7 protein-coding genes are annotated in these 15,076 nt (G+C 58.3%); 1 reads left to right on the top strand and 6 read right to left on the bottom strand.

The genetic code is table 11. From position 1 onward, the window contains the following. Positions 1-112 precede the first annotated feature (112 nt). Entirely contained in the window at positions 113-1,036 is a 924-nt protein-coding gene (locus WFP06_RS02610; protein WP_336985694.1) for a transglutaminase-like cysteine peptidase, read from the top strand. Here the strand turns inward: WFP06_RS02610 and WFP06_RS02605 are convergent. Genes WFP06_RS02605 through WFP06_RS02580 form a run of 6 tightly spaced genes read right to left on the bottom strand, consistent with a single transcriptional unit; the run spans position 982 to position 14,692 of the window. Then, the gene (locus tag WFP06_RS02605; protein ID WP_336985693.1) at positions 982-2,253 is read right to left on the bottom strand and encodes an HlyD family type I secretion periplasmic adaptor subunit; all 1,272 of its coding nucleotides are present in this window, start codon (positions 2,251-2,253) and stop codon (positions 982-984) included. The genes WFP06_RS02610 and WFP06_RS02605 overlap by 55 nt on opposite strands. Continuing rightward, on the bottom strand, positions 2,250-3,317 hold the full coding sequence (locus WFP06_RS02600) for a cell wall hydrolase (protein WP_336985692.1): 1,068 nt from the start codon (positions 3,315-3,317) through the stop codon (positions 2,250-2,252). Before WFP06_RS02600 ends, WFP06_RS02605 begins: the two co-directional genes overlap by 4 nt. Beyond that, positions 3,314-5,455, bottom strand: a complete 2,142-nt coding sequence (locus tag WFP06_RS02595) for a type I secretion system permease/ATPase (RefSeq protein ID WP_336985691.1) — start codon at positions 5,453-5,455, stop codon at positions 3,314-3,316. Before WFP06_RS02595 ends, WFP06_RS02600 begins: the two co-directional genes overlap by 4 nt. Before the next feature lie 60 nt (positions 5,456-5,515). After that, positions 5,516-6,916, bottom strand: a complete 1,401-nt coding sequence (locus WFP06_RS02590; RefSeq protein ID WP_336985690.1) for a TolC family protein — start codon at positions 6,914-6,916, stop codon at positions 5,516-5,518. Positions 6,917-6,932: 16 nt separating this feature from the next. Further along, complete coding sequence (locus WFP06_RS02585; protein WP_336985689.1) at positions 6,933-7,649, bottom strand: OmpA family protein; 717 nt, start codon at positions 7,647-7,649, stop codon at positions 6,933-6,935. 38 nt (positions 7,650-7,687) lie between these two features. Continuing rightward, the gene (locus WFP06_RS02580; protein WP_336985688.1) at positions 7,688-14,692 is read right to left on the bottom strand and encodes a beta strand repeat-containing protein; all 7,005 of its coding nucleotides are present in this window, start codon (positions 14,690-14,692) and stop codon (positions 7,688-7,690) included. Positions 14,693-15,076: the final 384 nt, after the last annotated feature.

Genomic DNA, 15,076 nt, shown 5'->3' with positions numbered 1-15,076 from the left:
GCATGTTAAGGGTATGCACAGGGAAAAGCTCCATCTGCGAGGCCGCGTGGCCATTAGCGCAATTGCCTTGGGTGCTGCCGGACTTCCGGCGGCCGCTCAGGCCCAGTCATTTATGGCAACCGCTGCGTTGCCTCTGGCTGTCGTAGTGACCGGTTCACAAAACTGTATGCCATCCCGGATCGGTATTGCGCAGACAGCGCTGGCCCCTGCCCCGGTCGCAACATCGAAATCGTCAGCGATTCTGGGCGGTCAGCTCAGTGCGCTGGAAAAGCTGAAGCTGCAACAAGCCGGACTGTCCCCGGCTGCAGCGCCGGCGAATGTTCAACCGGCCGGCACTGATGTGGCAGCTGCAAATTCCTCCAGCATCGTCACAGCGCACAGAGTGGCAAATTGCGCCGGCGCGCGTGAACCGCTGATTGCCCCGTCAATATCGCTGCCATCGACAAATCCGGAAGATTTTCTCGCCTCCGGACGGCTCGAAATCGGTCGCACCATGTTTGACAAGCAATGGTCGCGTGTCTCGGCACAATCGCTGTCATCAACCCAGCTGCGCCGGTCATTGGGATCCGCCCCGCAACGCGGTGACGCGCTCATCTCGCAAGTGAACGGTTGGGTGAACCGGAACATCAGCTATGTCGAGGATATCGCGCTTTACAACCGCCGCGATTATTGGGCTGGTGCCCGTCAGACGCTGGGCAAGGGTAAGGGCGACTGTGAAGATATAGCAATTCTGAAAATGCAGATGCTGGCCGCGGCAGGCATCCGGCGTGACGATATGATCCTGACGATTGCCCGTGATACGGTGCGTAACACCGATCACGCGGTGTTGATCGTGAAACAAAACGGACGCTTCGTGATGCTCGACAACGCGACCGACAGGGTGCTGGAGGCTAACCAGTCCTACGATTACCGCCCGATCCTGAGCTTTGGTGCGACGCAAAACTGGTTGCACGGGTACAGCAACCGTAGCGAGCGCCCGGTCTATCTTTCGGTTAACGCCACATCCAGTGCGCGGCTAACCGGCTTGAGCAAGTAAGACAGCACACTTTTGCGTCCGGTTATGATCTCCACATCGCAAATCATGCCAGGCACAATCGGAAACTTCTGACCACCTTTCCTGATGTAGGACACGTCGGTTTCAACCAGAACCGTGTAATACGCCTGGCGTTCGACCTCGTCATAGATGCTGTCGGCCGACACTTGCTGAACCTTGCCCTGCAGCCCGCCATAGGTCGAAAAATCATACGCCGTGACCTTCACATTGGCCGGATCGCCGATTTTGATGAAAGCGATATCGCGCGGGCTGACGCGCGCTTCGACCAGCAACTTCTCGCCAATCGGCACGATCTGCATGATTTTTTCGCCGGCATTCACATATCCGCCAATCGTCGTGATCTGCACATCGTTGACGATGCCATCGGCTGGTGAGCGAATTTCGTTGCGCTGCTGGCGCGCTTCCGCACCGCGGATCGTTTCCGCGTTAACTGCAATCCGCGTGTTGACTTCGCTGCGTTCGTTGAGCGCTTGTTGGCGAAAATCCAGTTTTGCAGCGCTCAAATCGGCCTGTGCCTCCCTGATCGATGCTTGCGCGCGTCCGGCACTTTGGCGAGCTGCCGAGAGCCTCCCGCGCACATCGACAAGTTCGCGCTGGGCTGTGATCAGGTCGGTTTGCGGAACTATTCCCTTCGCCGCCAGCGGCTGCAGCATCTGGACCTGATCATTGGCCAGGCTCACGCTGCTTTCCAGCGCGCCGATCGTTGATTGCGCTTCGCGCAGGTCACGGCGGCGTTGCTCGATAGCGGCCGCCAACGCGCTCTCGCGGCTGCTGGCGGTTGCTCGACGGACTTGCTGGAGCCGGCGTTCGTCAGCACAAAGTGTGCCCGCACCGCAGCCCATCGACCTGCCGGTTGCCTCACCGTCGAGACGGTTGGCCCTGACAGCAAGACGGTCATTCTCGGTCTGGAGCTGGCCCAAAGCCGACGAACTGGCGGCATCGTCCAGGCGCACAAGGATTTGCCCCTGTCTGACCGTCTGGCCGCCGCGAACAAGTATTTCGGACACGATCGCAGGTTCCGATGGCTGGACCAATTGCGTCTTGCTCGACGGAATAACCTTGCCCATCCCGCGGGTCACCTCGTCAACGCGGGCGACCGCGCCCCATACCAGCATCAACGCGATGCCGATGGTGCAAATCACGATCAGCTTGCGATTGGCATCCCAGCCCGAAATCGTATCGCGGATGCTCATGTTCATTCGCCCTCCCGAGGCGTCGCAGCCGCAGCGCGCTGCTGTTCCAGCGATTGGCGATAACCACTGCTGGCTTCTACCGGATCAGGTATTTTGAGACGCCATTCGCGCGTCGTGTCCAGCCGTCCGCCGACATCGGTCGCCGCATGACGGTCCGACACAAGCGGCGTCACGGTCAGCCCTTCGACATATTCCGGCTCCACAGGAATATCCAATTCGCCTTCGTCATCAAGCATTGCGGTCAGTGCAGCGACGCTGAGCGACGGAACGGCTTCGCGGCCGGTCCACCGCGAGGTGAACGCTGCCGTCTTGCCGCCGCGCCCGGGGAAGCGATAAAAGATATGCCGGCCGATCTTTTCGACCTTCGCCAGCGTAAATGCCCAGCGGGGCACAACATAGTCGGCGTGGTAATGGGTCGATGTGCCGACCGATTTTTCCGTGCTGCCGGCCAATGCTGCGGCTGCAACCTGGCGCGATTCGTTCCACTGCCGCGCCATGGGCTTGCGTAGAAGCGAGCCATCGCACGTGAAACTGAACTGGCAGACCGGGCGATTGACGCCTTCGTACACGACACCGCAAACCGAAGCGGGATAGGCCGGATGGCGCAGCCGGTTGAGCACGACCTGCGCAACCGCGCGTTTCCCGGCCACGCTTTCGTTGGCAGCTTCGTAATAGATTGCCTGCGTCAGACATTTGTGCGCCGAACCATATTGCGGGCTGGCAGCAGTGATCGCACTGAACGCTGCGGCATTTTCGATCGGCAGGCCTGACAGAGGGATCTGATCGTTGCGTTCTTGCGCGCTGGCCCCTTCGATCACGATTTCGGCCTGTTCGCCCTCGGTCAGTTCGTCCAGCGCTGCCACCCGCGACGTTTCAGCCATAGCGGCCTGCTCAAGAGCTGCCGTTTCTTCACCAACCTGGTCGGACCAGTAATAAAGCCCGGTCGCCAGTGCCGCGATCAGCATCAGTGGCAGCACTATCCAGATCGGGTGCAATTTGCCCGGCGTGTCGGTTGCACTAAGCGCGGCGGGGCGGCTGTCAGCCAGATCGATAGGTGTGTGTGCGGTCATTGCGGCATACCGCCCTTCGCTGCTGCCTGTTCCAGAATTGACGCCTTTGGACCATCAGCGATAACCCGACCCTTGTCGAGAATGATGATCCGTTCGCACAGCGCAAACAATGCCGGGCGATGGGTCGATACCAGCAAGGTTTGTTCCGCCTGCAACGAGCCGAGCAAACGATCGACAAACATTCGTTCGGTCTGGCTGTCCATCGCGCCTGTCGGTTCATCAAGAAACAGCATTTTGCTGGGGCTGACGAATGCGCGCGCCAGCGACAGAAACGATCGTTGCCCGCCGGACAATCTGCGCCCCTGTTCACCCACCAGACGATCAAAGCCGCCCGCATCGCGGGATAGAAATTCCTCCGCACCGCTGACGCGAAGCGCACGGGTCATCTGCTCATCATCAATCGAACGATCGCCGATGGAAAGATTGTCTTTCACCGAACCTGTAAACAGGTTTGCATCCTGCCCGACAAACCGGAATGCACGGCGGATATCCTGCGGGCGGAATTGACGGCTGTCGATCCCGTCGATGGTCATCATTCCGCCGGTGGGTTGATAAAGGCCGCAGATCACTCTGCCTAGCGTGGATTTGCCTGATGCGACACGGCCGATCAGCGCAATCCGCTCACCCGGTTCAATCGTCAGGTTCAATCCGCTGAGCGCGATTTCAGGGCTTTCGGGATAGGTGAAATCGAGATTTTCAAGTTTTACGCGGCCTTCGCGGATGATGGCAGGCGCGGTAACGCTGCCGATACGGCGTTCATCCTCCGCACCGAAAAGGCCCTCGATACTATCAAGGGTTTCGCGCGCCTGCCGCCCGCGTGTGAGCAGGAATGCGATCTGGCCGGCGGGCGCGAGCGAGCGCGATGACAACATCACAATCGCGATTATCGCCCCCATGGTAATCTTGCCGGCATCGAACAGATAATAGCCGCCGATGACCAGCGAAATACTGGAAACCTGCTGGAACGTGGCTGCCATTCCGACCGCGATAGAGCTAATCCGGCGCAGGCGCTGCTGTGAATAGCTGCCGATTTCGGCAAGCCCGTACCAGCGGCCGATCATGCCGCCTTCGCCAGCCACGCTTTTGAGCGTTTCCATACCAGCGACCGATTCCACCAGCATGGTCTGCTGCAAACCGTGATCGGCCTGCGCATCGCGTGACGCCTCGACCACCTTGCGTTGCAGGACGAAGCCGGCAATCGCCATTATCACCATCGCGATGACGGGCACGATGGCCAGCCACCCTGCGATGTAAGCGATTACAGCAACAAAAATCACCAGAAACGCCATATCGACCATCAGGACGACAGTGGTGGAAGCAAAGAAATCGCGGACAATCGAATATTCCGAAACTCTGGCTGCGATGGCACCGGTGTTGCCCTGCCTCGCGCTCAAAGGCGTAGCCAGCAACCGGCCGAAGATTTTCTGGGACAGGCGCAAATCGAGCCGCCGGCCGATCTGGTCGATGACATTGGTTCGCGCTGTCTTGAGCGCAAATTCGAGGGCAAATGCCAACAGGACGCCAACGGCCAGCACCCACAAGGTCGAAACAGCCTTGTTGGGAATTACACGGTCGTAAACATTCATCGAGAATAATGGCAGCGCAAGGCCAAGCAGGTTGATAAGCAATGAAGCCATCAAGACCGGGCGGAAGGCCTTGCGCTCCTTGCGCAGTTCGCTCCAGAACCAGTGATGACGGCCCTTGGCATGCCACGGGCTGCTGTCTTCGCGCAGAATATCCGGGTTGCCATAGATCGAGAGGAAACCGCCGTTAAATTCTGCCGAAACGTCCTTGGCTTTTTCCCAGACGGCTTCCCCGCCATCAGGGCGCCAGACGAGAACATCCTGTTCGCGGGCTTCATGGATTACTGCCGGGCGGCCATCACCAAGTTGAACCAGTGCGGGGTAATAATCGTCACGCCTGGGCAGGCTGGAATGATTGCCTGTTTCAAAATTCAGACCGACAAGTTCCAGCGCCGCGCCAGCCTGATGAAAAGGCAGCGATCCTGACGCATCACGCGGCAACGTGTCGAGCAGCCCCGGCGCGAACCCAAAGCCGAACCGCCGGCTCAGCTCGGCAATAGCGGAAAGCATCGGATCTTGTTGACCCGATGCTTTCATATGTGTGTCATTCACCATGGAACAGACCGCCTCCTGAACGAACCTGTGCAAACAGGCCCGTTGTTTCTGGAGGCCGCTTTACTTCGAATATCGCCGGTACTGCAATTCTGCAGGCGGAGGTGGCCCATAATCGTACTCTTCGCGTTCATTTGCTCCCGACCCGTGGCCAGGTTCGATCCCCAAAGCGGACAGGAAGCGATTTGTCGCAGCCAGGCTCTGGTATTCTGCAAATTGCTGCGAGAAGCGCGCCGTTTCGAGTCGCACCTGAGTGCTGTAGCGGGTGTTCTGCGCATCCAGCACATCCAGCAAACTGCGCCGTCCGATGTTGAACTGGCTACGGTATGACAGCAGCAGATCATCGCTGACCTGCGATTGCTGGTTCAGCGCAGACGTAATACGTTCCTGCGCGGTCATTGCAGTCCACGCATTGGACACATCTTCTTCCGCTTCACGCACAACCTGCTGGAGACGGAACCTTGCCTGACTGGCCCGATGCGTCATTTCTTGCAGTTTGGCACGGTTGATCCCGCCATCGAAGACATTCCAGCGGACATATACCCGCCCCTGAATGTCATTCGTTTCACCGGAAAATCCGTCAATATCCTCACCAACCCGGCCGCGAACATCGACCCCGACTGTAGGATAAAGATCGCCTTCTGCCGATTTTACCAGACCATGCGCGGCATCGACATCTGCCTGTGCTTCTCGCACCAGCGGATTGTTGGTCCGGGCAAGCCCGATGGCTTCAGCCTGGCTGGCCGGCAGTGCCGATCCCAGATCGGGCGGCAACACGACCTGATCTACATCGAGACCGGTCAAGCGGCGCATGGCATTCTTGGCATTTTGCAGGGCTTGCAGCGATTCTTCCTGACGGACCACGGCCGATTGCAGACGTTCTTCCGCCTGCTGCTGGTCGGCGATGCTGATCGAACCCTGATCCACGCCCTGTGTCAGATCGCTTACAAGAGACCGGTGGAACGCGGTATTGTCTGCCGAAGCTGCCGAAATCCGCTGTTGCAGAAGGACGTCGAGATATTGCCGCGCAATCTGCAAGGCGATAAATTCGGACCGTTCGACAACCCGCAGCGAAGCCCCGTCGACACGGGCGATCTGCCGTTCGACCTCACCCCGCCGGCGCCCGAAGTCGAGCACCGTCCAATCGAGATTCGCAATGCCCTCGATCGGATAGAGCGTGTTGTTTGCAATACCCAGATTGCGGCGCGTCGTGTTTTCCAACCGGCGCGCACCGGCGGATGCTTCCAGATCGATCCGCGGGTAATACAGTCCTTGCGCCTGCTGGCGTTCGAACTGGATTGCTTCCTTGTTCATCTGTGCCTGGATAATCTCGGGGTTGGTTTCCACTGCGATTGCAATGGCATCCTTCATCGAGACCGGGCCTGCGGCATCCTGAGCGAGCGCGGCAGGTGCAGCGCCCATCAGGAGGGCGGAGACGGCGAGAGTTTTAAAAGTCCTGTTCATGTTAGCCTCCTACCCCTTACTGTACTTTGATTTCTACGCGGCGGTTCTGCGGTTCGCGCACACCGTCGGCGGTCGGCACGCGCGGCTGGCTTTCGCCTTCCGCATCGGTTGCGATAGCCCCGCGAGCGATGCCGCCATTGGCAAGCATATCGACCACTGCAGCGGCACGGCGCTGTGACAAACCGATGTTATAGGCGTCGGAACCGGACCGGTCGGTATGACCGACCACTTCGAAACCGGCCCAACCGCAAGCCACCACATTGGTGGTGATGTAATCGATCGTTTCGCCTGATCCGGCGCCCGGCATCGCGGAATCGAAATCGAAGAATACGGTACCGATAGTACCGCGGTCGCACACTTCCTGCGGAACCGAAGTTACCGGCGGCCGCGGCGGAGCGGTGACCACCCGGGTAATCATCATGCGCTGATAGGCATCGTTGCATTTGCTGATGCTGTTGCGATCCTTGTTCGATGATTTGAGATAGCCCAATGCAATACCGCAATGCGCTTTCGCCGAAATGGCCCAGATGTAGCGCGGATCGTCCGCGTTTATCACGCCGCCATCCCGCGACGCTGCCAAAGCAGCATCGTACCGCATCTGGATTTGATCGCGCAGATCGGACGTTCCCAAAGCCATCAGGCTTTCGGTGTCCATAATATCCTGCGCCGCTGCGGCTGCCGGCATACTCGCGATCGCTATTGCGGTCGCCATTGCCGAAACCATCCCTGTCATTCGCATTGGCCTAACCCCCTGATTAGTAATATTTAAATTCATGCTTGTGCTGCAGCAAGTGCTGAAACATCGTCCATATTGTCGGCAGTCATGTCAGGCGTTACCGCGAAGGCACTCCCGTCAATCTGTCCGAATAGCGCTGCCGAAACCTTGGCAATGTGGGGAACTGCATCCCCGCCTAGCGCTGCATCAACACCGGCAAACTGGTCGAGGATTTCATCGACCGCACCATTGGTGAGAACATCTTCAACCGCCATCCGCGCTTCGGGAAGCGCTTCGGTAGTAATCCTGCCCGCATCCGTAGCTTCCGGCGCCGTAATTGCCAGAAGTGATTCCATCAGCGAGCTATCCTGCATGCTGAAGGCCGAATTGCCGGCGGCCTCGCCAAGTTCGGCGATACGGTCACCGGCATCGAATACCGGGGCCTGTGCCCCGTCATCAGCGCGGGCTTCGACTTCGTCAAGCGATACGCGTGCTTCGGTATCACCCGTTATCCGCGCTTCCGGTTGTTGCGGACCATCCGAACCTGCTTCGAACAGACTTTCGGAATTGAAGGTGCGGGCCACTTGCGGGCCTTCGGCTATGACAAGATAATCGATCTCTAACATTTCAGCTTTGCCCGGAGCAGCTTCTGCCAGTGACAGGGCCGCCGCCGCCAAGGCAATTTGCGGGTCTGCGCCGACCAGGAACGCGGCTGCTGCAGCGGCGGTCACAGCCATTTCGGCAGTCCGTTGATCCATCCTTCCGGTGGAGAAGCTGACATCCGCCAATTGACCCGTCGTTCCATCGGCGCGGGTAAAGAGGCCCGTACCATGGACAACCACGTCATCGTTAGCGGCACTGTAAACAATCCCGTCAGAAGTCAGATCGATAGAAGTGATTCCGGCGTCCGCCAGCGAAGTGAACTCGCCGGCATCGAATACACCGTTACTGTTGGCATCCTGCCACACGCCGAAGTTACCATATCCGGCATCCGCAGCATCGAACTGCCCATCGCGGTTGCTGTCATGCGCCAGGGCCAGCCCTTCAAGATCGGTGCTGGCGCCCGCAGCATCATCGGCAAAGACAATATCGAGACCTGAGCCGGTATCGCGGGCAAGCAGGCCGTCATCGCTGCCAACCCACGCCGTCGCAACCAGGCCGCCACCGTAATCGAAAGCTACGCCAGCTGAGAGATCAAGAAACTCGGCCCCGTCTCCATCAAGGTCGAGAACAATTGGCGCAGTGGCCGGGGTGAAGGTGACATCGATACCATCAATGACAGTGACTTTGTCTCCATCACCGTCGGTTCCGACAATGTCGTAAGCGACGTTGATAGGTTGGGCACTGTTCACGGTGGTGATGTTGAAAAGACCAAGGTCGAAAACGTTGTTGCCCGGTGGCGATTCCACCAGCACCGCGCTGAATGTGTCATCGGTGTTGATTTCGTATTTATCTCCCACACCAAGACCGTCGATGCGCACGCTGCCGTTGGCATTGAACGTCACGGTGACACCGCCAGAAGTGGAATTGGAGGTGAACGTAAGCTCTGTGCCGCCAGCCCGCGTCACAACCACTTTCTCGATATCTACAAAGCTCTCTCCGGCTTCCGGTGTGGTGCCGCTGAAACCGAAGACTTGATCGTCATCAGCGACAATGGCCGTGACGTTGATCGAGACTATCGCAGCCCCTCCCTGCCCGGTTTGCGGGATGGCCTGTTCGAAACGGATGACATCCTGATGTCCGTCAAAGTCGAAACCAGTCACTCCCGCCCCGCCACTGGTTGCGTTATTGACGAAATCGATGCGAACGGCTTCGCCAGGGTTTGTGGCCTGGTTGTTGATGCCGATTGAATCAACCCGCGTGTTAACCGTTCCGCGCAAACCGTCGGAACCGCGGCCCGATAGAATGATATCGATATTGTCGGAATTGTTATTCGCGCTATCTGCTCCGACAGCGCGGAATTGGGCATTACCCGCATTCGCACCGGTCAAATTGGCGATCGAAAATTCGCCGCCATTCGAAATCGTTCCGGCCAGATCGACCACATACTGGTCCGTGTCGGGATTAATGGTTATCGTGAACCCAACCACACCGTTGCCGTTCGTGGCTGTGAGCACGTTTGTACCATTGCCTGAAATAGTCAGCGCCGATCCCTGATACGACAACACATTGTTGTTTGAATCTAGCGCCGGCGAACCGTTGACGATCGAGAACACCACGTCTCCAAGGCCGTCCGCTCCTACAGCCGTGCCATAATTAAGATCAAACGAAGTTGGCGGGCTATCAGTATTGGCAACCTCGCCATTTTCAGGATCGAATACGACTGGCGCATCATCCTGGAAGCCGATCAGATCTCCGATCGACGCCGAAGCGGTCGCCACATCGCCGTCCGCATCCTTCACGGTCGTTGTCGTGAATAGAACGCCAGCGGAAATGAATGCACTCTCGTCCGGATTGTTTACGTTGGTATGGCGAATTGAAAGATACTGGACCAAGCCTAGCGTACCGTCGCTTTCGATGCCCACCGCAAAGGCGGCAACGCCGGTCGCGGCCACCGTTGCATTGGCGCCGATCCGGCCAACCACTACAGCGCCTTCCTTGAACAGGAAGATTGATGTGCCATCTGTCGTATCAAGTCCGGAATCGACGCCATTGGCCGAAAGCGTCAAACTGATCGCAATCGTGCCGCCATCGGTGCCGGTATCGGATCCTGCGCTCGACAGAGCGACTGTGCCCTTGGCATAACCAATGGGACCGGTGCCCGCTACGTCAGGATCATCACCCGCATTAGTTGCTGTGACTGCCAGTGGTCCGGCAACATCCTTGGCATCACCGTCGAGGCCGGGGGTTTCATCATGCACCACGCCCGCGCCAACAGCGCTGGCGCTCGCCGAGGGACCATCGTCCTCGATCTTGAACACACCGTTCGACAGATCAACGCCCGCGCTCGCGCTGTCGCCGTCGCCGTCGGTGACCGTCTGACGGATCACCAGCGCACCCGCAGCCGCCGACAACGCCGACGTGTCATCGGGATTGCTGCTATTGCTGTGATACACATTCTTGGACTGCGTGAACGTGACAACGCCCGTGCCTGCGGCAACGCTGATCGTGAAGTAGGCTACCGCGCCAACGCTGCCCGTTACCACACCGTCAGCCGCCTGGTTCAGCACGATCTGCGCGCCCGGCAGACCATTTGCGCCCAGCGCAAACAGACCCGAGTTCACATTCGTACCCGTCAGAACCAGACCGTAGCTCGTGCTGCCAGCACCATCGGTGCCGTAATTCGTCACCGCGGCAAAATTATCCGCAAAGTTCGCAGTCGCAGAGACGATACCGTCCTTGCTCACGGGGCTTTCATCCAGCACGATCATGTCCAGCGTCGCTGAACCGTTCACGCTCGCCGAGGGACCATCGTCCTCGATCTTGAACACACCGTTCGACAGATCAACGCCCGCGCTCGCGCTGTCGCCGTCGCCGTCGGTGACCGTCTGACGGATCACCAGCGCACCCGCAGCCGCCGACAACGCCGACGTGTCATCGGGATTGCTGCTATTGCTGTGATACACATTCTTGGACTGCGTGAACGTGACAACGCCCGTGCCTGCGGCAACGCTGATCGTGAAGTAGGCTACCGCGCCAACGCTGCCCGTTACCACACCGTCAGCCGCCTGGTTCAGCACGATCTGCGCGCCCGGCAGACCATTTGCGCCCAGCGCAAACAGACCCGAGTTCACATTCGTACCCGTCAGAACCAGACCGTAGCTCGTGCTGCCAGCACCATCCGCTCCATAGGCGATATCGGTTTCGAAATTGTCAGCGAAATTAGCTGTCGCGGACACAATCCCGTCTTCGCTGACAGGGCTTTCATCCAGCACAATCATGTCCAGCGTCGCAGTATCATCGGCGGTGGCTGAAGGTGCATCATCGCGCACCGTGACATCTATACTGTCGAGCGCGCCAACACTGCCGTCGCTATCGGTTACACGGACATTGAAACTATCGCCGGGCAGCTCATCATCGGCACCGGAAATCCCGTCACCATCGGCGGGATCGAAATCCGGATGGGTAGGGTCATTCACGGCTAGCGTGTAGCTGTAGCTGTAATTACCCGCACCGTCGGATGTTACCGTCAATGACCCGGCGTCGCCCTGGACAACGACCGGAGCGGCAACCGTCGCAGCCGTAACATCGATATACACACCGTTCTTGTCCTGGATCTCTACCTTGGCGAGTGTGTCTGCACCGGTAGTGATAGTCAGCGTACCGGTATCCGTTTCGGAATTGCTGCCCGAGTTGCTGCCTTTATCATCGCCATTGCGATCAGGCAGGCCGTCTTCATCGACGATCAGGTCGCTTGCAACAACGGTCGGGATCGAATCTTCAAGCAGGTTCAGCGCTACTGTTGCAATGGCAACATCGCCGTCCGCATCGGTGATCTGATACTGGAAGCTGTCTGCACCTTGCTCGCCAGCGCCCGGTGTATAGGTGAACTTGCCGGTCGCCGCATCATAAGTGACCACACCCTTGGTAGGTCCGGTGACGATGGTAACACCCGAGGCCAGCGATACGCCGTCAGCACCAAATCCGTCATTCGCCAATGCGTCGATTTCGAGCGGGAATTGTTCCGCCACGTCGAAGATACCGTCATTGGTGGCGGTTGGCGCATCATCGTTGAATGTAATCGTCAGCGATCCTGTATCGTCAATATCACCGTCGCTGTCAGCAGCGCGGTAATTGAGTTTGACTGAAGGCGCACTGGCTTCGTCATTACCCGCTGCGTGGAGAACATTGTCCACTTGCGTCAGCACAAAAGCGCCGCTGGGGGTGAGCGAGACGGTGAACAGCGCCCCGCGCGGACCGGTTGCGGTGAGCGTATTCGTCCCGGAATTCCAGGCATAGGATACCATCTCGGTGCCCACCATGCCGGTGGTTCCGTCAAGATTGGCGAAATTGACCGTGCCCGTATCGCCGCCGAAATCGACCGTAATCTGACCGCTGTAAACGGCCTCGCTGGCAGTCAGCGGATTATCGCCGGCATTGGCATTGATATCGCCGACGCTCGACGCCGCGTTACCGCCAGCCAGCGCATCATCATCTGACAGAGCGGTGACATTGACCACGTCAGGCTTTGAATCTTCCTGCAGCGTGATTGTGACCGTTGCTATGTCGGAATCGCCATCACCGTCCGTGATCTGGTATTTGAAGGTTACCTGACCTTCTTCGCCCGGAGCGGGCACGTAAGTGAATGTGCCGTCGCCGTTATTCGTCAGCGTGCCGCGGCCCGAAAGTGAGCCATCGACAAGCACGATCGTGTCGAGCTGGACGCTGTCGGCGCCTTCGATGTCATTGTCGAAAACGTCGATCGTTATCGGGGCATTTTCGTTTGTCGGATCTTGCGTTGCGCTGTCGTCGATCGCGTCGGGAACGTCATCAAGGATGGTGATAGTCAGCGTGTCAGTGTCTGAATCGCCGTCAATATCCGTGACTTTGATTTCGAAATCTACGCTCGTGTCATTGCCCGTGGTGTTATCGCCCAACGTAAAGGTATATCCGATTTCGCCCGTCACAGGGTTGTACGAGACGATCACCAACTTGCCTTCGGGAACCGTGATAACCTGGCCTGGTCCGGTGATGACTATGCCATTGATTTCAACCGTCGCGATACCATCAGGCGCCGCGACATTGATCGTACCCGAAGTCGATTCGACCGGCAGTGGTGCCTCGGTACCCGGCGCTTCGGTGCCGCGTTCGGGCAAGCCGGCTTCGTCAACAACCGTACCCGCGCCCGTAGTCGGTACGGAAATGATTGTGGCAGGCGCATCGCCGATATTGATCGTCAACGTGGCGGTCGCCCTGTCGCCGTCACCGTCGGTAAGCGTGTAGGTGAATGCATCGGTTACGCCCCCCGGCGTACCGGGAGCCCGCACATAGCTGTAACCGCCATCAGGCTGGATTGTCAGCGTGCCGTACGCACCGTTGATCACCAGCGGGCCCGTGCCCGAAACCGTATTGCCATTGTACTGGATCGAGGTCAGCCTTGCGCCATCCGCGCCCGGGGTGTCGGCGCCTGCGGCACCCGCAACCGTACCCGCGCCGGTCATGACATTACCAACGGCAGGACCATAAGTGGCAGCTGCGATCGTATCGACATCGTTCACGGCCGAAGGCGCATCGTCGATAACGGCAATATCCAGAGTGGCATTGGCGACATCGCCATCAATATCGACGACCTGAACGGCGAAGGAATCGATTGATGCATTATCGAGCTTATTGTCGGTCAGCGTATAGCTGTAGCCGATTGTACCGGGCGCAATACTGGTAATCGAAAGCACGCCGAAATCGGTCGTGATCGTCTGGCCCACGGTTGTAATCGGCGTGCCGTTGATCGAAATCGAACCCAGCCCGTCTGGGGCCGCAAACCGGATGGTTCCGGTGGTGGTTTCGGAATTACTTGCGGAATCCGAACCTGCGGGCTCGCTACCGCGTGCGGGAAGGCCTGCTTCAGCGACAGTATCCGACGCGGTCGTCGCACCGGCCGGATTGTCGGGCGTAATGATAATCACCTGCGGCGGCAGATCTTCCTCATCCTCAAGCCCGGGAATGATTTCCCGTTCTTCAGGCCGGGGGAAAGCGAGTTCGGTGTAAGGCAACAAATCGCCCAGGGCGTAGGCCGCCTGGATATCGCCGGCATCGATGAAGAAGTTACCGCCGGAGCTCTGGTTGCCCCCGGCAGCAGGTTCAGGCTCGTTACCGACAAGCAGCGCAGCAAGGTTGGCTGCCGGAACGGTTACGCCGTCAATCACCAGTTGCGGAACGAAAATCGCGCCGTCCGGAATCACCATGCGGGTCCCGTCAGCGAGTTCGATAATCAGATCGCGCCCGACCACGCGCAGGCCGTCAAGCGAGACACCCTCAGGTAACACCACGACATTGTCCGGCCCCGGCTGAATGACATTGCCCTGTCCGGGAGCGTTGCCAAATGCCTCAGAATCCTGCGCCAGATTGGCTTCCGGATCTAAATCGCGTGGATCGTTGTCACGCGGGCCCTGATAATCGGTCATCGTTTTCTTGCCTCAATAAACGAGCGTTTCAGTCTTTCCCGGGTCGTACGGTTAAGTGTGAAAGTTCACAGTCATTAACCACAACCGGGCATTCTTGAGCGCCCCAGATACAAGCCACGGTGACGAATCGTCGAGAGACTCACCGCGAGTCGTAAGACAAGTTGACAGAATTTTAACGATTTTTGCAAGCTCGGTAACCATTACTGGTCATATTAAAGCGTCACGACTTAGTAACAAATTACAAAGCTGTACCAAGCTGAAACAACAAATGCGCCATGCTTAATAGAAAAGGATGGCAAATTACGCGGCCGCGGCCGACAATTTCAGATTTTATAAGTTACATTCCGGGTACTTATCGTACAGATCGGTTCGATTTGTTTGCTG

The sequence above is a fragment of the Altererythrobacter aquiaggeris genome (genome assembly GCF_037154015.1).
GTDB lineage: Bacteria > Pseudomonadota > Alphaproteobacteria > Sphingomonadales > Sphingomonadaceae > Aestuarierythrobacter > Aestuarierythrobacter aquiaggeris.
Note: the sequence above shows the minus strand (reverse complement) of the source record. Positions and strands in the feature narration are given on the sequence as shown.